This is a genomic window from Xylophilus sp. ASV27, assembly GCF_016428875.1.
Classification (GTDB): domain Bacteria; phylum Pseudomonadota; class Gammaproteobacteria; order Burkholderiales; family Burkholderiaceae_C; genus Xylophilus.
The window spans coordinates 1-22,832 of sequence record NZ_JAELTO010000054.1 but is presented as its reverse complement, the minus strand read 5'-3'; the positions used below and the strand labels follow the sequence as shown (position 1 = coordinate 22,832).

Annotated in this window: 22 protein-coding genes, 1 tRNA gene and 1 pseudogene; 14 read left to right on the top strand and 10 right to left on the bottom strand. The window is 65.2% G+C overall.

What is annotated here, in order from left to right; genetic code table 11:
• Nucleotides 1-147: 147 nt before the first annotated feature.
• From JHD63_RS12755 to JHD63_RS12700, 12 genes are all read left to right on the top strand, one after another.
• Complete coding sequence (locus tag JHD63_RS12755; RefSeq protein WP_198971119.1) at nt 148-1,641, top strand: 2-hydroxymuconic semialdehyde dehydrogenase; 1,494 nt, start codon at nt 148-150, stop codon at nt 1,639-1,641.
• Nucleotides 1,638-2,045, top strand: coding sequence for a RidA family protein (locus JHD63_RS12750; RefSeq protein WP_370590498.1), 408 nt, complete (start codon nt 1,638-1,640; stop codon nt 2,043-2,045). Before JHD63_RS12755 ends, JHD63_RS12750 begins: the two co-directional genes overlap by 4 nt.
• Nucleotides 2,046-2,060: 15 nt before the next feature.
• Nucleotides 2,061-2,852, top strand: coding sequence for a 2-keto-4-pentenoate hydratase (locus JHD63_RS12745; protein WP_198971118.1), 792 nt, complete (start codon nt 2,061-2,063; stop codon nt 2,850-2,852).
• 24 nt (nt 2,853-2,876) lie between these two features.
• On the top strand, nt 2,877-3,848 hold the full coding sequence (locus JHD63_RS12740) for an acetaldehyde dehydrogenase (acetylating) (RefSeq protein ID WP_198971117.1): 972 nt from the start codon (nt 2,877-2,879) through the stop codon (nt 3,846-3,848).
• A gap of 15 nt (nt 3,849-3,863) precedes the next feature.
• Entirely contained in the window at nt 3,864-4,946 is a 1,083-nt protein-coding gene (gene dmpG, locus JHD63_RS12735; protein ID WP_198971116.1) for a 4-hydroxy-2-oxovalerate aldolase, read from the top strand.
• Entirely contained in the window at nt 4,943-5,737 is a 795-nt protein-coding gene (locus tag JHD63_RS12730; protein WP_198971115.1) for a 2-keto-4-pentenoate hydratase, read from the top strand. The genes dmpG and JHD63_RS12730 overlap by 4 nt, the downstream gene beginning before the upstream one ends.
• 26 nt (nt 5,738-5,763) lie before the next feature.
• Nucleotides 5,764-6,201: a RidA family protein gene (locus tag JHD63_RS12725; RefSeq protein ID WP_198971114.1), complete on the top strand. Its 438-nt coding sequence runs from the start codon at nt 5,764-5,766 to the stop codon at nt 6,199-6,201.
• 17 nt (nt 6,202-6,218) lie between these two features.
• Nucleotides 6,219-6,806, top strand: a complete 588-nt coding sequence (locus JHD63_RS12720) for a 3-hydroxyanthranilate 3,4-dioxygenase (RefSeq protein WP_198971113.1) — start codon at nt 6,219-6,221, stop codon at nt 6,804-6,806.
• The gene (locus JHD63_RS12715; RefSeq protein WP_198971112.1) at nt 6,803-7,801 is read left to right on the top strand and encodes an amidohydrolase family protein; all 999 of its coding nucleotides are present in this window, start codon (nt 6,803-6,805) and stop codon (nt 7,799-7,801) included. The genes JHD63_RS12720 and JHD63_RS12715 overlap by 4 nt, the downstream gene beginning before the upstream one ends.
• Before the next feature lie 639 nt (nt 7,802-8,440).
• A complete protein-coding gene (locus JHD63_RS12710; RefSeq protein WP_198971111.1) occupies nt 8,441-9,481 on the top strand; it encodes a porin in 1,041 nt (346 codons plus the stop codon).
• 37 nt (nt 9,482-9,518) lie between these two features.
• Complete coding sequence (locus tag JHD63_RS12705; RefSeq protein WP_198971110.1) at nt 9,519-11,312, top strand: hypothetical protein; 1,794 nt, start codon at nt 9,519-9,521, stop codon at nt 11,310-11,312.
• Nucleotides 11,313-11,494: 182 nt separating this feature from the next.
• Nucleotides 11,495-12,634, top strand: coding sequence for a porin (locus JHD63_RS12700; protein ID WP_370590497.1), 1,140 nt, complete (start codon nt 11,495-11,497; stop codon nt 12,632-12,634).
• A 357-nt stretch (nt 12,635-12,991) separates the two neighbouring features.
• Here JHD63_RS12700 and JHD63_RS12695 read toward each other — a convergent pair.
• The 6 genes from JHD63_RS12695 to JHD63_RS12670 form a co-directional block, all read right to left on the bottom strand.
• Nucleotides 12,992-13,081: transfer RNA gene (locus JHD63_RS12695), tRNA-Ser, on the bottom strand.
• Between the two features lie 39 nt (nt 13,082-13,120).
• Entirely contained in the window at nt 13,121-14,293 is a 1,173-nt protein-coding gene (gene hemW / locus JHD63_RS12690; protein ID WP_233168062.1) for a radical SAM family heme chaperone HemW, read from the bottom strand.
• A 124-nt stretch (nt 14,294-14,417) separates the two neighbouring features.
• Nucleotides 14,418-15,020, bottom strand: coding sequence for an RdgB/HAM1 family non-canonical purine NTP pyrophosphatase (gene rdgB / locus JHD63_RS12685; protein ID WP_198971108.1), 603 nt, complete (start codon nt 15,018-15,020; stop codon nt 14,418-14,420).
• A gap of 45 nt (nt 15,021-15,065) precedes the next feature.
• On the bottom strand, nt 15,066-15,821 hold the full coding sequence (gene rph, locus JHD63_RS12680) for a ribonuclease PH (protein ID WP_198971107.1): 756 nt from the start codon (nt 15,819-15,821) through the stop codon (nt 15,066-15,068).
• A 28-nt stretch (nt 15,822-15,849) separates the two neighbouring features.
• On the bottom strand, nt 15,850-16,749 hold the full coding sequence (locus JHD63_RS12675; RefSeq protein WP_198971106.1) for a PP2C family protein-serine/threonine phosphatase: 900 nt from the start codon (nt 16,747-16,749) through the stop codon (nt 15,850-15,852).
• Nucleotides 16,746-17,768 carry a serine/threonine protein kinase gene (locus JHD63_RS12670; RefSeq protein ID WP_198971105.1) on the bottom strand — a complete coding sequence of 341 codons (1,023 nt, stop codon included), beginning with the start codon at nt 17,766-17,768 and terminating at the stop codon, nt 16,746-16,748. Before JHD63_RS12670 ends, JHD63_RS12675 begins: the two co-directional genes overlap by 4 nt.
• A 100-nt stretch (nt 17,769-17,868) precedes the next feature.
• On the opposite strand from JHD63_RS12670, the gene JHD63_RS12665 reads away from it, so the two are divergent.
• Entirely contained in the window at nt 17,869-18,783 is a 915-nt protein-coding gene (locus JHD63_RS12665) for a YicC/YloC family endoribonuclease (RefSeq protein WP_198971104.1), read from the top strand.
• 233 nt (nt 18,784-19,016) lie between these two features.
• On the top strand, nt 19,017-19,424 hold the full coding sequence (locus JHD63_RS12660; protein ID WP_198971103.1) for a PRC-barrel domain-containing protein: 408 nt from the start codon (nt 19,017-19,019) through the stop codon (nt 19,422-19,424).
• A gap of 263 nt (nt 19,425-19,687) precedes the next feature.
• Here the strand turns inward: JHD63_RS12660 and JHD63_RS12655 are convergent, their stop codons facing one another.
• From JHD63_RS12655 to JHD63_RS12640, 4 genes and pseudogenes are all read right to left on the bottom strand, one after another.
• Nucleotides 19,688-20,422, bottom strand: coding sequence for an HAD-IA family hydrolase (locus JHD63_RS12655; RefSeq protein WP_198971102.1), 735 nt, complete (start codon nt 20,420-20,422; stop codon nt 19,688-19,690).
• 36 nt (nt 20,423-20,458) lie between these two features.
• Complete coding sequence (locus tag JHD63_RS12650) at nt 20,459-21,343, bottom strand: phosphoribulokinase (protein WP_198971101.1); 885 nt, start codon at nt 21,341-21,343, stop codon at nt 20,459-20,461.
• 115 nt (nt 21,344-21,458) lie between these two features.
• Nucleotides 21,459-22,562 carry a class 1 fructose-bisphosphatase gene (locus JHD63_RS12645; protein ID WP_198971100.1) on the bottom strand — a complete coding sequence of 368 codons (1,104 nt, stop codon included), beginning with the start codon at nt 22,560-22,562 and terminating at the stop codon, nt 21,459-21,461.
• A gap of 140 nt (nt 22,563-22,702) precedes the next feature.
• Nucleotides 22,703-22,832 (bottom strand): annotated as a pseudogene (locus JHD63_RS12640) (ribulose bisphosphate carboxylase small subunit); the annotation flags it as partial.

The window sequence follows — 22,832 nt, the reverse complement described above, 5'->3', positions numbered from 1 at the left end:
AGATTGCCATCCAGTCACGGGACAAGGCAGACAGGGATGTCCTTTCACATTGGCACAACCTTCCCGGTCCCTCGAATTCGTTTCTCTTCCATCGGTGCGTTCCGTGGAATGGAGACAGCCACCTTCAACCAGTGCATGGAGACAGTGATGACAGAGTCGCAAGCGCGCTTCCGGCTGCCGGAGAGCGTCAGGAACATGCGCAACTACGTGGACGGCCAGTTTGTAGAGACTGGCAAAACCTTCGAGGACGTGAGCCCACTCGACGGCCGTGTGCTCGGAACGGTCCATGAAGCCAACCCCGAACTCGTGGACCACGCCGTGAATGCTGCGCGCAACGCCCTTGAAGGCCCGTGGGGCCGGATGAGCGTCCAGGAGCGCGCGCAGCTTCTCTACAAAGTGACCGACGTGATCGAGCGACGCTTCGATGAGTTCGTCGCCGCTGAAGTCGCCGACACCGGGCGCCCGCTGGAGCAGGCGCGCACCCTCGACGTCTATCGAGGTATCGCCAACCTGCGCACTTTCGCCGATCTGGGCAAGGTCGCCAACGGCGAGTACTTCGAAACCCGGCTCGCCAACGGCCAGGAGCTGATGAACTACACGGTGCGCAAGCCGCTGGGCGTCATCGCCAGCATCTGCCCATGGAACCTGCCGCTGCTGTCCATGACCTGGAAGGCCGGGCCCGCGCTCATCTGCGGCAACACCATGGTGGTGAAGCCTTCGGAGGAAACTCCCGCTTCAGCCACGCTGCTTGCCGAAGCATTCGACGAAGCGGGTGTACCGCCAGGCGTGTTCAATCTCGTTCATGGCTTTGGCCCCGACTCAGCGGGCGAAGCCATGACCAGACACCCCGGGATCGATGCGGTGACCTTCACGGGCGAGTCGCGGACGGGCTCGGCCATCATGAAGGCCGTGGCCGAAGGTGTGAAGGACATTTCGTTCGAACTCGGAGGCAAGAACGGTGCCGTGGTCTTCGCCGACTGCGACTTCAACGCGACAGTCGAAGGCATCGTCAAGTCGAGCTTCACCAATTCGGGCCAGGTGTGCCTTTGCTCCGAGCGCGTGTACGTGGAGCGCCCCATCTTCGACAAGTTCGTAGCCGCGCTGAAGGTGAAGACGAAGGAGCTCAAGATCGGCTGGCCCGACGAGAGCAGCGTGTTCATGGGCCCGCTGATCTCGCATGAGCATCGCGACAAGGTGCTGTCCTACTACCGGCTCGCGGTGCAGGAAGGCGCCACCGTGGTGACCGGCGGCGGCGTCCCGACATTCGGCGACGAGCGCGACAAGGGCGCGTTCGTGCAGCCCACGATCTGGACCGGTTTGCACGACTCAGCGCGCTGCATGCGCGAAGAAGTGTTCGGACCGGTCTGCCACATCAGCCCGTTCGACACGGAAGAGGAAGTCATCACCCGTGTGAACGACACGGCCTACGGCCTCGCGGGCTGCGTGTGGACCACCAATCTCCAGCGCGCGCACCGCGTCTCGCGCCAGCTCCACGTCGGCATCGTATGGGTGAACACCTGGTTCTCGCGGGATCTGCGCACGCCCTTCGGCGGCTCCAGGCTTTCGGGCATTGGCCGCGAGGGTGGACGCCATTCGCTGGACTTCTACTCCGAGACCACCAACATCTGCCTGGCACTGTGAGCAGCACCGCCATGCGAGAGTGGATCACATCGTCCAGAGGCCCGCAGCCAAAATTCCTCTACACACCCTGCGTGAAGAGCGGCGCGCTGGGCGTCGTCTCCGGGATGGTGGCGCTCGACCCGGATACGGGTCACCTCATCGACGGCGACGTTGCCGCGCAGACCCAGCGCATCTTCGACAACCTGCATCTCGCATTGCCGGACTACGGCTACGGAATGCAGGACTTGATGCTCGCCCGCATCTACACCACGCGCATGGACCAGTTTCCCAGCATCAACGCCGTGTGGGAAAAGCAGTTCGCCCTCGCGGCGCCTCCCGCCCGCACCTCGGTGGGCGTGAGCGCCCTGCCGCTGGCGGCACTGGTTGAGATCGAGTTCATTTTTCACCAGACCCAGAACACATGACAAAGGAGCTGCGCCGTGCAACCCCAACTACAGAGCATTGCCGACCGCCTCTGGCAAGCCGAGCAGACCGGCCGACCGGTTGCGCCGGTGCGCGATGAGATCGCCGCCCTTGGCGGCGACGCCATCGCGGCCGCCTACGCGGTGCAGCAGTTCAACACCGCCCGCCGCGTCAGGATGGGTCATCGCTTCGTGGGCCGCAAGATCGGCCTGACCTCCCTCGCCGTGCAGAATCAGTTGGGGGTGGACTCGCCCGACTTCGGTGCACTGTTCGCCGAGATGGCGGTGGGCGATGGAGAAGAAGTCGCCTGGAGCCGACTGCTGCAGCCCAAGGTTGAGGCGGAAATAGCGCTGGTGCTCGAGCGCGACCTGCCCCACGAGCGCCACACCGTGGCCGACATCATCGGCGCCACAGCCTACGCGGTGGCCGCCATCGAGGTGGTGGGTAGCCGCATAGCCAACTGGGACATCCGCCTCGTCGACACCGTCGCCGACAACGCTTCCTCGTCGCTCTTCGTGCTCGGCACGCGGCCTGTTGCGCTCTCCGCGCTCGATCTCGCCGGCTGCGGCATGCGCATGGACTGTCGCGGCGAACCGGTTTCGGTGGGCGTGGGCGCAGCATGCCTTGGCAACCCGCTCAACGCCGCCGTCTGGCTGGCCAACACCATGTCAAGCGTAGGCTCGCCGCTCAAGGCCGGCGATGTGGTGATGACCGGCGCACTGGGCCCCATGGCTGCGGTGAAGCCTGGCGACGTCTACGTCGCGCAAATCGAAGGCCTGGGCTGCGTGACGGCGGCCTTTGGCCGATGAAAGCCAACGCTATCGGGATTTTCCATGAACCACTCTGACTCCCGGATTCCCGTCGCCATCATCGGCTCGGGCAACATCGGCACCGACCTGATGATCAAGGTAGTGCGACACGGCAAGCATCTGAGCATGGCCGCCATGATCGGCATTGATCCCGCCTCCGAAGGGCTGGCTCGCGCGGCACGCCTGGGCATGGCGACCACGGCTGAAGGCATCGAAGGCCTCGTGAAGTTGCCCTGCTTCAAGGACATCGAAATCGTCTTCGATGCGACCAGTGCAGGCGCACACGTCCGGAACAACGAAATCCTGCGGGACCACGGCAAACGCGTGGTCGATCTCACGCCCGCAGCCATCGGCCCCTATGTGGTGCCGGTGGTGAACATCGACGAGCACCTGGACGAGCCCAACGTCAACATGGTGACCTGCGGCGGCCAGGCTACCATTCCGATGGTGCGCGCCGTCGCCAATGTTGCCAAGGTGCGCTATGCGGAGATCGTCGCCTCCATTGCCAGCAAGTCCGCCGGCCCCGGCACGCGCGCCAATATCGACGAGTTCACCGAAACCACCTCCAAGGCCATCGAACTGGTGGGTGGTGCCTCTCACGGGAAGGCCATCATCGTTTTGAACCCGGCCGAGCCGCCGCTCATCATGCGCGACACGGTGTACTGCCTCACCGAGCTATCGGCCAGTGAGGAAGCGCTCTCTGAATCGGTGGAGAACATGGTGGCCAGGGTACGTGCCTACGTGCCGGGATACCGACTGAAGCAGAAGGTGCAATTCGAGCGCATCGACGGTCAACGCAGCATCAACGTGCCCGGCATCGGCCCCACGCAAGATCTCAAGGTCACCATCATGCTCGAGGTGGAAGGTGCTGCGCACTACCTGCCTGCGTATGCAGGCAACCTCGACATCATGACCAGCGCCGCAATGGCTACCGCCGAACGGATCGCGGAGCGCATGCTCGCATCGCAGGAAAAACCAGTTGCCGCGGCCGCTTGAACAGAGAGTTTCACTATGTCCCCAATTCCATCCTCTTTCGACCATAGCAAGAAGATCTACGTCTCCGACGTCACCCTGCGCGACGGCATGCATGCCGTCCGCCACCAATATTCGCTCGGCGATGTGCGTCGCATCGCGCGCGCGCTCGATGCAGCAAAGGTTGACAGCATCGAGGTGGCGCACGGTGACGGCCTGCGCGGCGCGAGCTTCAACTACGGTTTCGGCGCGCACACCGACCTGGAGTGGATCGAAGCCGTGGCCGGCGAGCTCCAGCACGCCAAGGTCGCCACGCTGCTCCTGCCGGGCATCGGCACTATCCACGACCTGCGCGCGGCCTACGATGCCGGCGCACGCGTGGTGCGCATCGCCACGCACAGCACAGAGGCCGACATTTCGAAGCAGCACATCGAGTACGCACGCGAAATCGGCATGGACGCGGTGGGCTTCCTCATGATGAGTCACATGAACGCGCCCGAGAAGCTCGCCGTGCAGGCCCAGCTCATGGAGAACTACGGCGCGCAGTGCGTCTACGTGGTGGACTCGGGCGGCGCGATGAACATGTACGACATTGCGGAGCGCTTCATGGCCTTCAAGCAGGTGCTCAGGCCGGAGACGCAGACAGGCATGCATGCCCATCACAACCTGAGCATGGGCGTGGCCAATTCCATCGTCGCGCTCGAACACGGCTGCGACCGCATTGACGCCAGCCTCACGGGCATGGGCGCGGGCGCGGGCAATGCACCGCTCGAAGTTTTCATCGCCGCAGTGGACCGCATGGGCCTGAATCACGGTTGCGACGTTCGCAGGCTCATTGACGCCGCGGAAGACATCGTGCGCCCACTGCAGCAACGCCCGGTGCGCGTGGACCGCGAGACGCTCGCACTCGGCTATGCCGGCGTGTATTCGAGCTTCCTGCTGCACAGTGAGGCGGCCGCGAAACGCTATGGCCTCCCGGCCTTCGACATACTGGCCGAACTGGGCCGCCGCCGCATGGTGGGTGGGCAGGAGGACATGATCGTGGACGTTGCGCTCGACATGCTCAGGCAGCGCGATGCCGGTGCTTCCAGCGCATCCGGCACCCAGAAGGAGGCCGCATGAGCGAAAGCAACAGCAGACTGGCAATAGTGGCCAAGACACTGGACACGGCAGCTCATCAGGCGCGCGCGGTCGATCAGTTCCCGGCAGGGCACTTCACCTTGCCCGAGGCCTATGAGATCCAGCGCGCCTCCATCGCGCGCCGCGTCTCGCGGGGCGAGGAGATGGTGGGCATCAAGCTCGGCTTCACCAGCCGCGCGAAAATGATCCAGATGGGTGTGGACAGCCTCATCTGGGGCCTGCTTACCGATGACATGCTGGAGGAAGAAGGCGCCGTGGTTTCGCTTTCGCGGTTCATCCACCCGCGCGTGGAACCCGAAGTTTGCTTCATCACCAAGAGGACCATCGACGGGCCGCTCACGGCGCTCGAGGCCGTGGAGCACATCGAGGCCGTGGCGCCTGCGATGGAGATCATCGATTCGCGCTACCGCAACTTCAAGTTCACGCTCGAAGACGTGATCGCCGACAACTGCTCCTCCGCGGGCCTGGTAGTGGGCGCATGGTCGCGCAACTTCGATGCGCTGACCAACGCCGGAGTCCGCATGCAGATCGACGGGCGCAATGCACAGGTCGGCTCTACCGCAGCCATCCTGGGCCAGCCGTTGCGTTCCATCGTGCAGGTGTCGCGGCTTTTGTCCGCTGCCGAGATGGGCCTTCCCGCGGGCTCGCTCATCATGGCCGGCGCAGCCACGGCCGCCGAAGCCCTGCGCCCCGGAACGACTGTGGAATGCCACATCGGCAGCGGCAGCACCGCGCTGGGCTCTGCGATGTTTCACACGGCTGCGGCTGCCTGAGCTCGGGAGAAAGACGAGGAGGCATCATGTCCCCCACACGGAAAATCAAAGCGGCAGTAGTCGAAGGCAAGGCGACGCCACGGGGCAGGTTCCCACACATCAAGCGCGCTGGAGACTTTCTTTTCATCTCGGGCACCAGTTCACGCCGCAAAGACAACACCTTTGAAGGCGCGCAGGTCGACCCCATGGGGGTGACCAACCTCGACATCCGCGCGCAGACCCGCGCAGTGATCGAGAACATCCGCGACATCCTGAGAGACGCGGATGCGGATCTCGGCGATCTCGTGGAAGCCGGCGTGTTCCTCGTGAACATGAACGACTTCGGCGGCTACAACGAAATCTGGGCCGAGTACTTTGACTTCAACGGCCCCACGCGCACGACGGTGGCGGTGCATCAGCTGCCTCACCCGCACCTGCTCATCGAGATCAAGGCAGTCGCCTACAAGCCGCTGGCCGACAGTTGAACAAGGAGACAACCATCATGCTCAAGTACGGACGCGCACTGAATTTCCAGCGCTGGATCGATGACAACAAGCATCTGCTCAAGCCGCCGGTCAACAACGCACAGGTGTGGAAGGATGGGGACTTCATGGTCACCATCGTAGGCGGCCCCAACGGCCGCTCGGACTTCCACGACGACCCCATCGAGGAGTTCTTCTATCAGTTCAAGGGCAACGCGCATCTCGTGATTCTCGACCGTGGCCAGTACGAACGCGTGGACCTGCGCGAAGGCGACGTTTTCCTGCTTCCCAAGCACGTGCTGCACTCGCCGCAGCGCCCCGAGGCGGGCAGCCTGTGCCTTGTGATCGAGCACGTTCGGGCTCATGGCGAGCAGGATGCTTTCCAATGGAACTGCGCCTGCTGCGCCAACCTCATCAAGCGCAGCGAGGTCGTGCTGCAGAGCATCGTGAACGATCTGCCACCCGTTTACGAGCGCTTCTATGCCACGAGCGACCAGGAGCGCACCTGCACGAACTGCGGCACCGTGCACCCCGGGCGCGACTACAAGGCTTGGCACCGGCAACTGGCGACATCCAAAGTCAATAGTGCGCAAAGGGTAGCCGCATGATCGACATGCACTCGCACTTCTTTCCGCGCATCACGCGAAAGGAGGCTGCATCCTTCGACCCCGAAATCGCCCCATGGCTCGCGGTGGAGCCCGGTGCCTGCGAGGGCCAGATCATGGTCGGCGACAGATCGTTCCGCCCCGTCTACCAGGCGTTGTGGGACCCTGACTTCCGCCTGAAGGAACTGGACCAGCAGGGCATCGACCTGCAGATCGTCTGCGCCACGCCTGTCATGTTCGGATACTCATGGGATGCCCGCAAGGCTGCGGACTGGTCCGCGCAGATGAATGAGAAGGCGGTGGCCTTTTGTGCTGCGCATCCCACGCGCTTCAAGGCGCTGGCGCAGGTGCCGCTGCAAGACCTCGAACTTGCCTGCGCGGAAGCCTCACGTGCGGTGAAGATGGGTTGCATCGGTGTGCAGATAGGCAACCACGTCGGCGACAAGGACATGGACCATCCCGACATCGTGAACTTCCTGATCCATTGCGCCGAGAACAACATTCCGGTCCTGGAACACCCCTGGGACATGATGGGCAGCCCAGGCCGTATGCAGCAATGGATGTTGCCCTGGCTCGTGACCATGGCCGCCGAGACGCAGCTCAGCATGCTGTCGCTGATTCTCTCCGGCGCACTGGAGCGCATCCCCGAGTCGCTCAGGATCTGCTTCGCGCATGGCGGCGGCAGCTTCGCCTATCTGCTCGGCCGCGCCGACAACGCCTGGAAAAACCGCGACATCGTGCGCAAGGATTGCCCTCGCCCGCCCTCCGAGTATGCACGCCGCCTGCACGTGGACTCCGCCGTGTTCGACCCGGGCGCGCTGAGGCTGCTGGTGGACGTCATGAGCACCGACAACGTCATGCTGGGCTCGGACTATCCCTACCCCCTGGGCGAGCAGCGCATAGGCTCGCTGGTGCAGGACGCTCCCTTCCTCGGCACCGCGCAGCGAAGCGCCATTCTCCACAGCAATGCCCGCAGGTTCTTCAAGCTCGCAGACTGATTTCTTGACTAGTCTTACCGTGTCAAAAACGCAGTAAGACTAGCTGACCGCCTCCATTGCCGACCAGCAGGACCGCATCACCGGGGAGGGTGATGCTGTTCTGGCCGGCGCTTCTTCACGCGCCTGAACCATCCCGGTACACCAGAAGCGCGCTTACGTAAAACTCTGGCGCGTCTTCAAGACCCCACCCCAAAGCACTCGATCGAGCGCTGCGCAACTGCTGCAATGTGTCGCGGCGTCGCTTGAAGCTCCGCGCGAGGCCCCAATCGAGCCGTATGTCGCGTGGCGCTCATGCCGCTCGCGGCCAGGACCAGTTGCTTCTTGCCCCCTCGTTTCCACTAGTTTCTGGCGCCTGCATTGCATATATTGTTGTACACCATATATTTTTTTGGTACACCTATAGATATTGGAGTATTCGATTGATCACACACCGAATTCACGATGCTCTGAGGCCGGCAGCGAGCCATGTGCCCCTGCGGCAGGCGAATGAATGCACCCAAGAGGAGGAAGAGGCCCAAGGATCGAGGGCATTGCAAAGCGCCCGAGACACTTCGAAGAAGCGATGAAGAAGGAGACGCCTAGCGTCTTCCGAGAACACAGAACACACGCATAGAACCCGCAACCCACCGGAGACTTTTCATGAAAATCAGAACCACTGCCGCAGCGGCGCTGCTGCTCGGGGGAGGCACAGCCTTCGCCGCATCCGAGGTGAAGCTCTCGGGCTTCGTCGACCTGAACCTCGAATACCTCAAGAATTCGGGCACCAACGGATCCCTCAAGCGCATCAGCAGCGGCGGCCTGAACAACTCGCGATTCAACATCAGCGGCCAGGAAGACTTGGGCGGTGCGAACAAAGCCTACTTCACGATCGAGCCGATGTTCTCCGCCGACACCGGCACGCTGAACTCGCAGTTCCGCCAATCGTTCGTCGGCATGCGCGGCGACTGGGGCGACGTGACCCTGGGTCGCCAGTTCACGCCTTCATTCTGGGTAGCCGGCTACGCGGATCCCAACTGGGCATCGTCTTACAGCATGGTCAACAGCATGGAGTTCTTCTATGCGTCCTACCGCGTGGACAATGCCGTTCAGTACAAGACGCCCAGCTTCGGCGGCGTCACCGGCCGCCTGATGTACTCGTTCGGCAAGGAGGACGCGACCAAGGATGGCCGCTTCATCAGCGCCGCCGTCGAATACCGCAACGGCCCGCTATTCCTGGGCTTTGCGAGCGAAAAGGCCTACACGCGCGACGTCTTCAACAAGACGGCAATCCATGACTCGCGCGACAACTATCTCTCCGCCGTCTATCGCATCGGCGGCATAGAGCCCACATTCATCTTCCACACATACGACGGCTACTACGCCTACCCCCCGTATGTGGGCTTCACCTCCAAGGGCTGGGACGCCCAGCTTGGCGTGCGCTGGGCCATCGACAGCAGGAACCGCGTGCATGCCAGCTTCGTGCACCGCGAGGACGACAACAACAAGGACATCGGCACCGCAAACGGTCTGACGCTGGGCTACACCTATGGTTTGTCCAAGCGAACCGACCTGTATCTGCTCGCATCCCACGTGAAGAACAAGAAGGACGTCAAGCTCGCCTACCCCGTGACCTGGACCGCCTCCCCTTCGGCCGGCCAGAGCCCCACGGGCATCGCGTTCGGCATCCGTCATGCGTTCTGACGCCTGAGTGTTTCATTTTTCGAAAGGGTATTGCATCATGAGTTTCCAACAACCACGCACCCGCATCGCCATTGCCGCCGTGCTCGCCGCCGCGCTGAGCTCCGCGGCATTTGCGCAGGGCAGCTCCGCCGCGGCCGGAGCCCAACCGTCGGCGGACAGCCAGCACATCCCCGGCACGCCCAGTGTGAAGGACCCCTGGCTGGCCAAGTGGCTCACCGCCACGCCCGACCGCACACCCAAGGACCTCAAGGCCGGCATCGACTACGGCATGAACCCCAAGACGGGCGAGTTCATCTGGCCCAAGGCCACGCCCGAAGTCCACAAGGGCCAGCCCTTCCCCGGCATGCTCGACCACTGGGACAAATCCACCTTCACCAAGAACGTGAAGGTGCTGGCTTTCTATGAAGGCGTGGGCTCGCCATTCCATGCCTGGAACAACATCATCGACTTCGGAGGCAAGCGCTACCTCTACATCCATGACCGCGATTACCTGCGCATCATGGACGTGACCGATCCCGCACAAGCCAAGGTGGTCTACTCCAAAGGTGCCGTGTGGGGCCCCAAGGGCGGCAGCGAGCGCTGGGACGCCAACACCGTCACGGACTACCTGGGTGGCGCAACCATCGCGTGGAGCAAGAAGCTGAACAAGCCGGTGATGGTGGCCTCCTACGAAATCGGCCGCTATGGCCTGATGACGCAGAAGATGGAGCAGCCCGACAAGGTGGCCGCGCAGCGCAGCTACAACTCGCTCAAGGGCTTCAAGGTTTTCGAGATGAACGGCCCGCTGCCGAGCGACTGGAAACTGCTGGCCACACGCACCACCGACTATGAGCACCCTGACGCGCCCATCGGCCAGCAGCAAGGCTCTGGTTCGCTCGACGCGCCGGAATACTATGGCGGCAAGTACATGCTCCTGGCCGCCGCTCCCAACGACAGCTATGCGCTCACCGAGTACCCGAACTACCTATATTCGCCCGGCTATCAAGTGTGGGATATGTCGGATCCGGCGGATCCCAAGTTTGTCTCGCAGATCACCGTGCCCGGCCAGGTGGTAGACGACAAGGACAGCGTCTTTGCGTACCTGCAGAACCCACGTGCAGGCAATCGCACCTCTTGGATGGGTGCACGCATTCCGATCTTCCTGCCCAAGCCTCTTGAGAACGGCGGCAAGATCGGCTTTGGCGCGATGGGGGGGCTGGGCCTCTGGTCATTCGACCTGTCCAACCCCGCCGCGCCCAAGATCCTGGGCAGCGTGAACACGCCCCCCTCGTTCGCGGGCACCGAGTACGACAATGCCGACGTAAGCCAGTACGAGCGCACAGGCTACGTGTTCACCAGCGGCTATCCGATGAACCGTGATTGCTACGAGCCCTACAAGGACATCTTCGTGGTCAATGCGAAGGACCCAGCGAAGATGAAGGTCGTGACCACGCTGCCGCGCCCCACGCCGCCCGAAGGCGCGCCCTACACCGATTTCTGCCAGCGCGGCGGCAACTTCGGCCCCAAGCGCTCCAATGCAATCGGCCAGCCGGGAAAGTGGCGCCAGAAGATCATCCCGTACTCCTTCTACAACGCCGGCGTGCAGATGTTTGACGTGACCGACCCGGCCCATCCGAAGATCGCCGGCTATTTCGTGCCGCCGCTCGCGGACGAAACTCAGTTGCCCAAGTACACGCTGGGCAAGGGCGTGCTCGCCATGTACACCGAGTACGACCGCAACATCATGTGGGCGTTCACCGAAAACGGTGCGTACGCGCTGTCTTCGCCGCTGCTGGGCGAACCCATCCTGGGCCCCGCTTCCAAGCCCTTCCCGCAGCACGAGGGCTATTGAGCGGGACCGGCGGCTCCAGGCGCCGTGCTTAGCCTGGCTGCACGGCCTGCGCTGAGGCTCCAGGACCCAAGGCCTCCAATACATCTTATGTATTCATAAATCAATAAATGAATTTACTTAATATTTTTGGTATACCAAAAATGTAGTATGTATTTATTTCCAATTCATGATCAGGAGATCTCATGAGAACTACCCCGCGCGCCACTCTGCTGGCAGCCGGCATGTCGTGCGCTGCCGCTCTGCCCATGGCCGCCAGCGCCCAGGCGCAGACCAACGGCAGCGGAAACTCCGCCACGATCTACGGCTTTCTCAAGGCGGACGTGGAGCGCGTGCGCCTCAGTGGCGGCTCCGGCGTGCAGCCGCCCGGCTCTTCGATCAACCGGCTGTCGAACAATCTGTCGGTCCTGGGCTTTCGTGTCCGTGAAGACCTGGGTGGTGGAACGTCAGTGTGGGCGCAGATCGAAACCAACGTCCGGGTCGACACTGGCGACGGTCCATGGGGCGGGCGCAATACCGGCATTGGCCTGAAGACCAGCGCGGGGCAGATCGTGATGGGCCAGTGGGAGACACCGCTGCGCTTCGTGTCCGTGTATGCAATCGACCCGTTCACGGCAGGGATCTTTGCTTCCAACTCCATCATGGGCAACGGCTTCGCGACGGCCCCGAACGCGGTTTCACCTACCTCTTTCGACCGTCGCGCACCCAACCTGCTGCAGTATTGGTCGCCCATGCTGAACAACTTCGAAGTCCGCCTTGCATTCGAGATGCCGGAGGAGAAAACCGCCACCGCGAACCCGCGCATGTTCAGCGGATTGCTGACCTACACGGACGGCCCGCTCTACGCCGCATGGGGCTATGAACAGCACCGGTCCTACTTCTACGGCGGGAGCCTGGATGAGGCGCACCGCCTCGGCCTGGCCTACTCCTTCGGGCCAACGCGCGTTCGCGGCAGCTTCGAGCGCCTGAGCTACGAGCCCGCACCGGGCCGAACGCTCAACCGCAATGCTTGGCAGATCGCCGTGACGCACAAGCTCACCGAGCGGCACGGCTTGATGGCTTCCTTCGTGAAGGCGCACTCCGCCAGCGGCAACTATGACAAACCGCTGGGCGGCATTGGCATCCCAGGCACGGACTCGGGCGCAAAGCAGATATCGCTGGGCTATGTGTACAACATGTCCAAGCGCACGGACCTGTGGGCCGCCTACACCCGCATTTCCAACGGCAAGACGGCCACGTACAACCTGTCGGCCAACAGCATTCCGGGCATGGCAGCCGGGCAGACCGCTTCCGGCTTTGGCCTGGGCATCACGCACAAGTTCTGATCGATCCGGCGATCCGCTCGCAGCCGCTGAAAAGGCGACGCAGGGCACCATAGGGCAACGCTGAACCAGACCCTCGCATGTCGCGCATTCCTGCTGCGGGCGGTCTGCGGCGTTGCAAATCCTCACCATGGCTGCGGTGTGCGCCTTGCATCCCATCCCACACCAGGGCGCGCGCCAACGCGGGGACTTGTTCAGCGTCGCCATAGGTCGCATCCACGCTGGCGAGGTGAGTCGGGGAGAAGTTGCACCGTGCCAACCATCAGAGCGAAGTTGGATGAAGCAACGGGCTCTGAATGTGAGCCATCGGCAGACGGGAAAACCGCCGGCACCTGATCTGGCGCTTGTTCATGCGCCTACTGGCGGAAGCGGTGAGATTCGAACTCACGGATGTCGTAAAACATCGCCGGTTTTCAAGACCGGTGCATTCAACCGCTCTGCCACGCTTCCGGAAGAGGAGCGGTCGATTCTAACGGCCCGCGCCGGCCCTCAATCGGCCAGGAACAGCGACTGCAGGTCGTTGAGGAAATCAAAGCCGCGCTCGGTAGGCCAGGCGCGCCGCAGGTCACGCTGCAGCAGGCCGCGGCGCTCGGCCTCTTCCAGCGCGGGGCCGATAGCGGCCAGGGACAGGCCGGTGCGCTCGGTGAAGTCCTGCAGCAGGAAGCCTTCGCGCAGGCGCAGGGCGTTGAGCATGAATTCGAACGGCAGTTCGGCGCGCTTGACCTCGTGCTCCTGCGCGAGGGCGTTGCCGGCCAGGGCGCGCTCCATGTACAAGGCCGGCTCGCGCACGCGCACCTGGCGCACGACGCGGTGGGCAAAGCTGAGCTTGCCGTGCGCGCCGGCGCCAATGCCCAGGTAGTCGCCGAACTGCCAGTAGTTGAGGTTGTGCAGGCAGCCGTGGCCGGGCCGGGCGTAGGCCGATATCTCGTAGCGCGCCAGGCCGGCCGCCGCGGTCATCTCGGTGATGTGGTCGAGCATGGCGTAGGCGGTGTCGTCCTCGGGCACCACGGGCGGGAACTTGGCGAAGTAGGTGTTGGGCTCGATGCTGAGGTGGTAGATCGAGATGTGCGGCGGCCCGAGCGCCAGGGCGGTGGCCACGTCGTCCTCCAACTGAGCCATGCTCTGGCCCGGCAGCGCGTACATCAGGTCGAGGTTGAAGGTGTCGAACGATGCCGCGGCCTCTTCCACCGCGGCCAGGGCCTGGGCGCGGTCGTGCACGCGGCCCAGGGCCTGCAGGTGGGCGTCGTGGAAGCTTTGTACGCCGACCGACAGGCGCGTGACGCCGGCGGCACGGAAGGCGCGGAAGCGGTCACGCTCGAAGGTGCCAGGGTTGGCCTCGAGCGTGATCTCGGCATCGGCCGCCAGGCGCAGCCGCGCGCGGATGGCGCTGATCAGGCGTTCGATGGCCTCGGGCGAGAACAGGCTGGGCGTGCCGCCGCCAAAGAACACGCTGTGCACCGTGCGGCCCCAGATCAGCGGCAGCGCGCTCTCCAGGTCGGCCACGAGCGCGTCGACATAGCGCTGCTCGGGCACGGCACGGCCGCCCTCGCGCAGTTCGTGCGAGTTGAAGTCGCAGTAGGGGCACTTCCTGAGGCACCAGGGCAGGTGCACGTAGAGCGACAGCGGCGGCAGCGCGCCCAGTTGCAAGGTGCCGGGGCGCATGTAGTGCTGCAGATCCGGCAGGCTTCTGGGCGCTGGCGCGGCTGCCGGCGCGATAGGGATGGAGGGCGGGTGCGTCACTGTGGCCGCTCCGCCCACACGCCATGGGCAGGCCAGGGGAAGAACGTCATGCCATCCAGCGTTCGCGCACCAGGGCGAGCATCTGCCGCGCGGCGATGCCACGGTGGCTGTTGGCGTTCTTGACCTCGGCCGGGAGTTGGGCAAAGGTCTTGCCGAAGCAGGGGAGGAACATCACCGGATCGAAGCCGAAACCGCCCTCCCCCATCGGCTCGCGCGTGATCTCGCCGGTCACGCGGCCGGAGGCGATCAGGGGCTCCGGATCGTCCACGCGGCGCACGCCCACCAGGGTGCTGACCATGGCGGCGCGGCGGTCGTCCACGCCGGCCATCTGTTCGAGCAGGGCGCGCACGTTGTTCTGGTCGCTCTTGGGGTAGCCGAACTGCATGGCGTAGAAGGCGGTGTCCACGCCGGGCAGGCCGCCAAAGGCCTCGACGCACAGGCCGGCGTCGTCGGCAATGGCCGGCAGGCCGCTGACGTGCGCGGCGTGGCGGGCCTTGGCCAGCGCGTTCTCGACGAAGGTGCGGTGCGGCTCGTCGGCCTCGGGAATGGACAGGTCGCCCTGGCGCAGCAGCTCCACGCCCAGCGGCGCGAACAACTCCTGCAGTTCCGCCAGTTTGCCCCGGTTGTTGGATGCAAGTACGATTTTCATGGTAAAAAATGGCTGTAGCCCAGGTAGTACCTGGGCTATTAGCTATTAATTAGATAGCGATTGCCGTTGCAGCAGCACCAGTTCGGCGATGCCCTTTTCGGCCAGCGCGAGCAGGCGGTCCATCTCGGCGCGGGTGAAGGCCGCGCCCTCGGCCGTGCCCTGCACCTCGATGTAGCGGCCGGCGCCGGTCATGACGACGTTCATGTCGGTGTCGCAGCCGGCGTCTTCGACGTATTCCAGATCGAGCAGCGGCACGCCATCGACGATGCCGACCGAGATCGCGGCCACGTGCTCGCGGATCGGCGAGGCCGACAGCAGGCTTTGCGCCATGAGCTTGTCGACGGCGTCCTGCGCCGCAACGAAGGCGCCGGTGATGGCCGCGGTGCGCGTGCCGCCGTCGGCCTGCAGCACGTCGCAGTCGAGGTGGATGGTGCGCTCGCCCAGCGCCTTCAGGTCGAACACGGCGCGCAGCGAGCGGCCGATCAGGCGCTGGATCTCCTGCGTGCGGCCGCTCTGCTTGCCGCGCGCGGCCTCGCGGTCGCTGCGGGTGTGGGTGGAGCGCGGCAGCATGCCGTATTCCGCCGTGACCCAGCCTTCGCCGGAGCCGCGCTTGTGCGGCGGCACCTTTTCCTCGACCGAGGCGGTGCACAGCACGCGGGTGTTGCCGAATTCGATCAGCACCGAGCCTTCGGCATGGATGGTGTAGCCGCGTGTGATGCGCACCGGGCGCAGGGCATCGGCGGCGCGGCCGCTGCGGACATAGGGGGAGGCGGCAGCCGTGCTGCCCGTGGAGTCGCTCATGGTGGTCCGGAGAGGAAAGTGCAAAGGTTCAGAGCCGCCGCTGCGCCGAGCGGCGTATGGCCTCGTTGATCTCGGCGATGGAGCGCTCGATGGCGGCATCGTCCAGATCGTCGGCCGAGCCGTCGGGCACGCCGGCCTGGATGGTCGAGGCGAAGACGCCATCGCCGATGGTGTCGGTGGAAATGCCGCGCGTGGGCTCGAAGTCGGGCGCCTCCCACTCGAGCGCCACGGCGGTGACGTTGTCGCTGCTCGGCCCGGCATTGCGCAGCGCGCGCTCGACCAGCTCGGGCACGGCCGAGGCCACCGGGTGCGCGCCGAGCACGCCGACGATCTCGTCATCGCTCAGCATGTCCCAGAGCCCGTCGGAGCACAGCAGAATGCGGTCGCCGCCGTGCAGCGGCAGGGGCTCCGACACGTCGAACAGGGGCCGGGTGGGCGAGCCCAGGCAGGTGAACAGCACGTTGCGGTTGGACTGCTGCGGGAGGAACGAGGTGAGTTCCTGGCGCTCGGTGTACGAGTGGTCGCGCGTGCGCGTCACCAAGCTGCCATTGCGCACCAGGTACAGGCGCGAGTCGCCGCAGTGGACCCAGGTGGCCTGCCGGTCCTGCAGCACGGCCACCACCAGCGTGGTGCGCGGCGAATCCAGCAGCCCCTTGGACGAGGCATAGCGCATCAGTTGCCGGTGCGCGGCCATCACCGCGTCGGCCAGAAAGCCCGGCACGTCGGCCAGCCCCGGCTTGGCATGGCGCTGGAACAGCGCAGACACCGTCTGCAGCGCCAGTTGCGCGGCCACCTCGCCCTCGGGATGCCCGCCCATGCCGTCGGCCAGCACGAACAGCCCGGCCTGCCGCGTATAGCAGTAGCCCATGCGGTCTTCGTTGAGCTCGCGGCCGCCCTTGCGGCTGACCTGGAAGACGGAGAACTTCATTGCACCGGCGCCTCGAAACCACTGCCGCGTGGCGGCTTGCGCAGCACGGCCCGCTTGCGCCCATCGGACACCAGGGCATCGAGCCGCAGCCTGACCCGCTCACCCACCGACAGGCGCGTGTAGCGCCGCTCCACCGGGCGGCCGAGTTCCTTCTGCAATGCAAACACCGACTGGGGCCGCGCCGTCGGGTCCAGCGCCATGCACCAACGGACCATCTCGATCAGATGGTCGGAATAGACCCCGCGCAACCGCGAAAGGGCCAGCGCAAGGCGGTCCTTGTCCTGGCGCTGCGGCACGTCGTTGGGCGGATAGCCCTGCATGCAGGCGTAGATGCAGGCGCCGACCGCGTAGATGTCGGTCCAGGGGCCGAGCGCCGCATCGCGCTTGTACATCTCGGGCGCCGCAAAACCGGGCGTGTACATCGGACGCACGAAGTGGTTCTCTTTGCTGAGCACCTCGCGCGCCGCGCCGAAGTCGATCAGCACGGCCTTGTTGTCGTCGGTGATGAAGATGTTGGCCGGCTTGATGTCCAGGTGCAGCATCTTGTGCTGGTGGACGATGCGCAGCCCCCGCAGCACCTCGTCGAACAGCGAGCGGATGGTGGATTCGCGGAACACCTTGGGCAACTTCTGCTCGCGCGCGGTGATGATGAAATCCTGCAGCGTGTCGCCCTCCAGGTAGTTCATCACCATGTAGACGGTCTCGTTCTCGCGGAAGAAGTTGAGAACGCTCACCACCGACGGATGCGCGATCTGCGCCAGGGCCCGCCCCTCTTCGAAGAAGCTCTTCAGGCCCAGGCGGTAGAGCGAGAGTTTCTCGGCGGGCACCTTGGGCAGCAGGTCATCCGCGGCCCGCGTGGCGAGCGACGCGGGCAGGTACTCCTTGATCGCCACCTGCTGGCCCTCGCCGTCGCGCGCAAGGTAGACAATGCCGAATCCCCCCGCCGAAAGGCGGCGTACCACGCGGTATCCGCCGATCACCGAATCGGGCGGCAACGGCGCCGGCTTGGTCTTGGTCATGCGGGGAGCAGGAGGGAGGATGCAAAAGCGGCCAGAGCGTTTCGCGGGCGCGGGCAATCCCCAGGTATTCTCGGGAGTCTTCCAACGATCAATGAACGACATGCCAGTTTACAGCATGACCGGTTACGCCAGCGTGCAGCATGGCGCCCCCGCCAGCGAGGCCGAGGGTACTGGCCGCCACGCCGCGGCGCGCCGCCTGGGGCTGGAAATCCGCGCGGTCAACAGCCGCTTTCTCGACCTCGCCTTCCGGCTGCCGGACGAACTGCGCCAGTTCGAGCCGGCCCTGCGCGAGCGTCTCACCGCCCGCCTCAAGCGCGGCAAGATCGAACTGCGCGTGGCCCTGGAGCAGGACAGCGGCACACTGCCCGAGCCCTCGGTGCGCCTGTTGCAGCGCCTGAACTCGCTGCAGGACACGGTGCGCGCCTGGCTGCCCAGCGCCGCGCCGCTATCGGTGGCCGATGCCCTGCGGCTGGGCGCATCGGAACAAGCACCCGAAGGCGACTGGGCCGAAGCCCTGCTGCCCCTGGCCGACCGCGCGATCGCGGCCCTGCTGTCCGCCCGGCAGCGCGAGGGCGAACGCCTGGCCAGCATGCTCCAGGACCGCGTGGCGCAACTGCGCGCCCTCGCCAGGCAGGCCACGCCGCTGGTGCCGCAACTCGTCGAACAACAGCGCCAGCGCTTCATGGAGCGCTGGCGCGAGGCCATGGCACTCGCCGAAGGCGCCACCCTGCCCGAAGCCGCACAGGACCGGGCCCTGTCGGAGGCTACCGCCTTCGCCATCCGCATCGACGTGGCCGAGGAAATCACCCGCCTGGATTCGCACCTGGACGAAATCGACCGCCTGCTGGCCAAGGGCGGAGAAGCCGGCAAGCGGCTGGACTTTCTGATCCAGGAACTGCACCGCGAAGCCAACACCCTGGGCTCCAAGTCCGCAGCCCTGGAATTGACCCGCATCTCGGTCGACATGAAGGTGCTGATCGAACAGATGCGCGAGCAGGTGCAGAACATCGAGTGAGGATTCAGGGCGGCGCGTGCTACTCCGAAAAAGCACTACAGGCCCCCCTCTCCAGGACGCGGGCGGCACACGACGTTCGCGCAGGCTTTCGGGGATTTCAACGCGCGCCGGATCACCGCCGGAAACGCCGCCGTAACGCGCCTGGGACCTAGACACAGTCGGGTGCTTCTCTGACAAGCCGAGGCGTTTCTTCGGCACAGAATTTTTTCTTCAATCACAACCTGGGGTTTCTTATGCATGGTCTCAAGACATTGACGATGGGTTTGATCGGCACCGCGCTGGTCGCAGGCTTCGCATCGACGGGCTGGGCGCAGCCTGTCGCTGGCGCTACCACCTTGGGCGTGACGACGACGGAGATCCAGGCCGTCGCAACCGGCTGGAGCCTCAAGAAGTCCGTTCTGGGAAAGAGCGTGTACAACGACGAAGGCAAGGCGGTGGGGAAGATCGATGACGTCATCGTCGCACCCGACAAGGCCGTGTCGTACGCCATCATCGGCGCCGGCGGATTCCTGGGGATGGGCAAGCATGATGTTGCCATCCCCGTGAATCAGTTCCATGTCGAGAAGAACAAGATCACGCTCCCTGGCGCCACCAAGGATGCACTGAAGGCGCTGCCCAAGTTCGAGTACGCGAAGCAGTAACCTGCCTTCGATCGCGTACGCACCACGGGAACGATGCGTTGCCCTCCGCTGCCCTTGCTAACCGCGTCGCTGCGGTCCAGCAGACCCCACGGCAGGAATACGTTGCTCCCGATGGTGAAAGCGGCCGCTGGAGCCCGCATGGCTATCGCAGATGCCGCTGGCGGCCGTGCATGCGCCGTCTCGCGGATGGGGCGTGCCGCCTCGACGTTGTGCTCATAGGGCGACGGCCGCCCGCAAGAAGCCGTTGATGCCGATCTCGAGGGTCATGGGGGTTCGCGTGTGATGCGGTTGGCGTCCGCGCCGGGTTCGAGCAGGGCTGCCAGGCCGTCGATCACCCGCTCGGGCCGGCTGGCGTGGATCGGCTGGCCGCCGTTGTAGCCATAGGACAGCGCCCAGACCGGCACCCGTGCGTTGCGCGCGGCGGCCACGTCGATGCTGGAGTCGCCCACGAACAGCGCCCGTGCGGGGCGCACGCCGAATACGTCGAGGCAGTGCAGGATGCCGCCCGGGTCGGGCTTGGGCGCGGGCGCGGTGTCGCCGCCCAGCACCAGGTCGAACAGGCCATCCAGATGGTGTGCGGCCAGCACGGTCTGCGCATGGCGGTGTTCCTTGTTGGTGACCACGGCCAGCTTCACGCCCTGGGAGAGCAGGGCGTCCAGCGTCTGCCGCACCTGCGGATACGGCGCGCTGCGCGTGCCGCAGCGCTGGCGGTAGAAGGTGTCGAATGCCTCCGCGATCAGCGCCCAGGTCGGCGCGGCGCGTACCACGGCTACGTCGGTGCCGCTGGCCGAGGCCACCGCCTGGGCCAGCAGTCGGTGGCTGCCGTGGCCGATCCACAGCGTGGCCTGCGCCTCGCCCACCGGGGGCAGCGCGAAGCGGCGCAGGGTGTCGTTCACCGCATCGGCGATCTCCGGCGCGGTCGCGACCAGCGTGCCGTCCAGGTCGAACATCACCAGGTCGAAGCGGCGCGCCGCGGGAGTCGGGGTGGGGGTATCCATGGGGGTCATGCCTTGCCCAGCTGCGTATTGCAGGCCTCAGAGGGCGCCCAGCGCACGCCGGCGGCGCTCCATCATGCGCCAGATGAAGGGCGTGAAGATGAGCTGCATGGCCAGTTCCATCTTGCCGCCGGGCACGACGATGGTGTTGGCGCGCGACATGAAGGAGTCGTGCACCATGTTGAGCAGATACGGAAAGTCGATGCCCTTGGGCTGGCCGAAGCGGATCACCACCATGCTCTCGTCCGGCGCTGGGATTTCGCGGGCGATGAAGGGGTTGGAGGTGTCCACCATAGGCACGCGCTGGAAGTTGACGTGGGTGTGGGCGAACTGCGGGCAGATGTAGTGCACGTAGTCGGGCATGCGGCGCAGGATGGTGTCGGTCACCGCCTCGGTGGAGTAGCCGCGCTTGGACTTGTCGCGCCAGAGCTTCTGGATCCATTCGAGGTTGATCACGGGCACCACGCCGATCAGCAGGTCGGGGTGGCGCGCGACGTTGACGGTGTCGGTGACCACGCCGCCGTGCAGGCCCTCGTAGAACAGCAGGTCGGTGCCGTCGGGCAGCGGCTCCCAGGGCGTGAAGGTGCCGGGCGGCTGCTGGTAGGGCGCGGCCTCGTCGCTGTCGTGCAGATACTTGCGGCGCATGCCGTTGCCGGTTTCGGCGTAGGAGCGGAACAGTTGCTCCAGTTCGGCAAACAGGTTGTTCTCCGGGCCGAAATGGCTGAAGTGGGCGTTGCCCGCGGCCTCGGCCTCGGCCGCCCGGAGCTTCATCTCGGCGCGGTCGTAGCGGTGGAAGCTATCACCCTCGATCACCGCGGCCTGCACCCCTTCGCGCCGGAAGATGTTCTCGAAGGTGCGCGTGACCGAGGTGGTGCCGGCGCCGGACGAGCCGGTGATGGAGATGATGGGATGGCGTTCGGACATGGGAGAGTCTCCTGGAATTGACAAACCGCTCGGCACCGCCTGGATTCAAGTGAAAAGCGCCTGAAGCCCATGTAATACCTTGGTTATATGCTATGAAAATCATAGCAATAGGCACTCAGGTCCGGAACAGGCTGCGTTCGGCGAACAGCGGGCTGGCGTCATCGCAGGGCATGGGCTCGGCGTGGTAGCGCTCGATGCGCTCGACCTCGTGGCGCGAGCCGAACACCAGGCCCACGCGCTGGTGCAGCGCGCTCGGCGCCAGGCCCAGCACCGGCTGGCGCCCGGTGCTGGCGCGCCCTCCGGCCTGCTCGATCAGGAAGCCCACCGGGTTCGCCTCGTACAGCAGGCGCAGCCGCCCGGGCTGGCGCGGATCCTTGCTGTCGCGCGGGTACAGGAACACGCCGCCGCGCATCAGGATGCGATGCGCCTCGGCCACCATCGAGGCGATCCAGCGCATGTTGAAGTCCTTGCCGCGCTCGCCGGTGCGCCCGGCCAGGCACTCGTCCACGTAGCGCTTGACCGGCGGCTCCCAGAAGCGGCTGTTGGAGGCGTTGATGGCGAACTCCTGCGTGTCGGCCGGCACCTGCAGCTTGGGGTGGGTCAGCATGAATTCGCCCAGGTCGGCGTCGAGCGTGAAGCCGTGCACGCCGGTGCCCACGCTCAGCACCAGCATGGTGGCCGGGCCGTACAGCGCGTAACCCGCGGCGACCTGCTGCGCGCCGGGCTGCAGGAAGTCGGCCTCGGTCACGTCGCGTGCCGCGCCCTCGCCCGCCGACGGCGCGCGCAGCACCGAGAAGATGCTGCCCACCGACACGTTCACGTCGATGTTCGACGAGCCGTCCAGCGGGTCGAACACCAGCAGGTACTTGCCACGCGGGAACTGGGCCGGGATCTGGTAGGGCTGCTCCATCTCCTCCGAGGCCATGCCGGCCAGGTGGCCGCCCCATTCGTTGAAGCGCACGAAGGCCTCGTTGCTGTAGACGTCGAGCTTCTTCTGCACCTCGCCCTGCACGTTGATGCTGCCGCCGGCCCCTGCAGCATCGGCAGCGTGGTTGCCGAGCATGCCGGCGAGTTCGCCCTGGGCCACGGCACGCGCGATGGACTTGCAGGCCAGCGCCACGCCGAGGATCAGCGCATTGAAGTCGCCGCTGGCGTGCGGGAAGCGGCGCCGCTCTTCGATCAGGAACTGCGTCAGGGTGGAGCGTTGGGGCGTGCGCATGGTGGTCTTTCGGAGCGGGAATTCGGGGCTTCACGCGATGGCGCCGGCCTGCGGGCCGTCCGCGCCCTCCTCCAGCCGCCTCTGGTGAAAGCTCGTGGCGTGGGAATGGCGGCGCGCTCCGTCTTGCGGCTCCGAGCCTCTCAGTATCGCTCGCCCTCGGGGCGGGCCTGTACCGCATAGCTCTCGATGCCGTAGCGGATGGTGCGCCCCGGCGCCTCGGTGCGCACCAGGCGAAAGCCGGGCTCCCGGGAGGGCCGGTTCACGATGAAG

Bases quoted from the DNA above. Each gene is read 5' to 3' on its own strand.
- JHD63_RS12660 (WP_198971103.1), top strand. From the start codon at position 19,017: ATGCATGGTCTCAAGACATTGACGATGGGTTTGATCGGCACCGCGCTG.
- rph (WP_198971107.1), bottom strand. From the start codon at position 15,821: ATGAGCGACTCCACGGGCAGCACGGCTGCCGCCTCCCCCTATGTCCGC.
- JHD63_RS12715 (WP_198971112.1), top strand. From the start codon at position 6,803: ATGATCGACATGCACTCGCACTTCTTTCCGCGCATCACGCGAAAGGAG.
- JHD63_RS12710 (WP_198971111.1), top strand. From the start codon at position 8,441: ATGAAAATCAGAACCACTGCCGCAGCGGCGCTGCTGCTCGGGGGAGGC.
- JHD63_RS12740 (WP_198971117.1), top strand. From the start codon at position 2,877: ATGAACCACTCTGACTCCCGGATTCCCGTCGCCATCATCGGCTCGGGC.
- JHD63_RS12665 (WP_198971104.1), top strand. From the start codon at position 17,869: ATGCCAGTTTACAGCATGACCGGTTACGCCAGCGTGCAGCATGGCGCC.
- JHD63_RS12720 (WP_198971113.1), top strand. From the start codon at position 6,219: ATGCTCAAGTACGGACGCGCACTGAATTTCCAGCGCTGGATCGATGAC.
- JHD63_RS12670 (WP_198971105.1), bottom strand. From the start codon at position 17,768: ATGACCAAGACCAAGCCGGCGCCGTTGCCGCCCGATTCGGTGATCGGC.
- JHD63_RS12655 (WP_198971102.1), bottom strand. From the start codon at position 20,422: ATGGATACCCCCACCCCGACTCCCGCGGCGCGCCGCTTCGACCTGGTG.
- hemW (WP_233168062.1), bottom strand. From the start codon at position 14,293: ATGCGCCCCGGCACCTTGCAACTGGGCGCGCTGCCGCCGCTGTCGCTC.
- JHD63_RS12675 (WP_198971106.1), bottom strand. From the start codon at position 16,749: ATGAAGTTCTCCGTCTTCCAGGTCAGCCGCAAGGGCGGCCGCGAGCTC.
- JHD63_RS12650 (WP_198971101.1), bottom strand. From the start codon at position 21,343: ATGTCCGAACGCCATCCCATCATCTCCATCACCGGCTCGTCCGGCGCC.
- JHD63_RS12725 (WP_198971114.1), top strand. From the start codon at position 5,764: ATGTCCCCCACACGGAAAATCAAAGCGGCAGTAGTCGAAGGCAAGGCG.
- JHD63_RS12705 (WP_198971110.1), top strand. From the start codon at position 9,519: ATGAGTTTCCAACAACCACGCACCCGCATCGCCATTGCCGCCGTGCTC.
- JHD63_RS12700 (WP_370590497.1), top strand. From the start codon at position 11,495: ATGAGAACTACCCCGCGCGCCACTCTGCTGGCAGCCGGCATGTCGTGC.
- JHD63_RS12755 (WP_198971119.1), top strand. From the start codon at position 148: ATGACAGAGTCGCAAGCGCGCTTCCGGCTGCCGGAGAGCGTCAGGAAC.
- dmpG (WP_198971116.1), top strand. From the start codon at position 3,864: ATGTCCCCAATTCCATCCTCTTTCGACCATAGCAAGAAGATCTACGTC.
- JHD63_RS12645 (WP_198971100.1), bottom strand. From the start codon at position 22,562: ATGCGCACGCCCCAACGCTCCACCCTGACGCAGTTCCTGATCGAAGAG.
- rdgB (WP_198971108.1), bottom strand. From the start codon at position 15,020: ATGAAAATCGTACTTGCATCCAACAACCGGGGCAAACTGGCGGAACTG.
- JHD63_RS12730 (WP_198971115.1), top strand. From the start codon at position 4,943: ATGAGCGAAAGCAACAGCAGACTGGCAATAGTGGCCAAGACACTGGAC.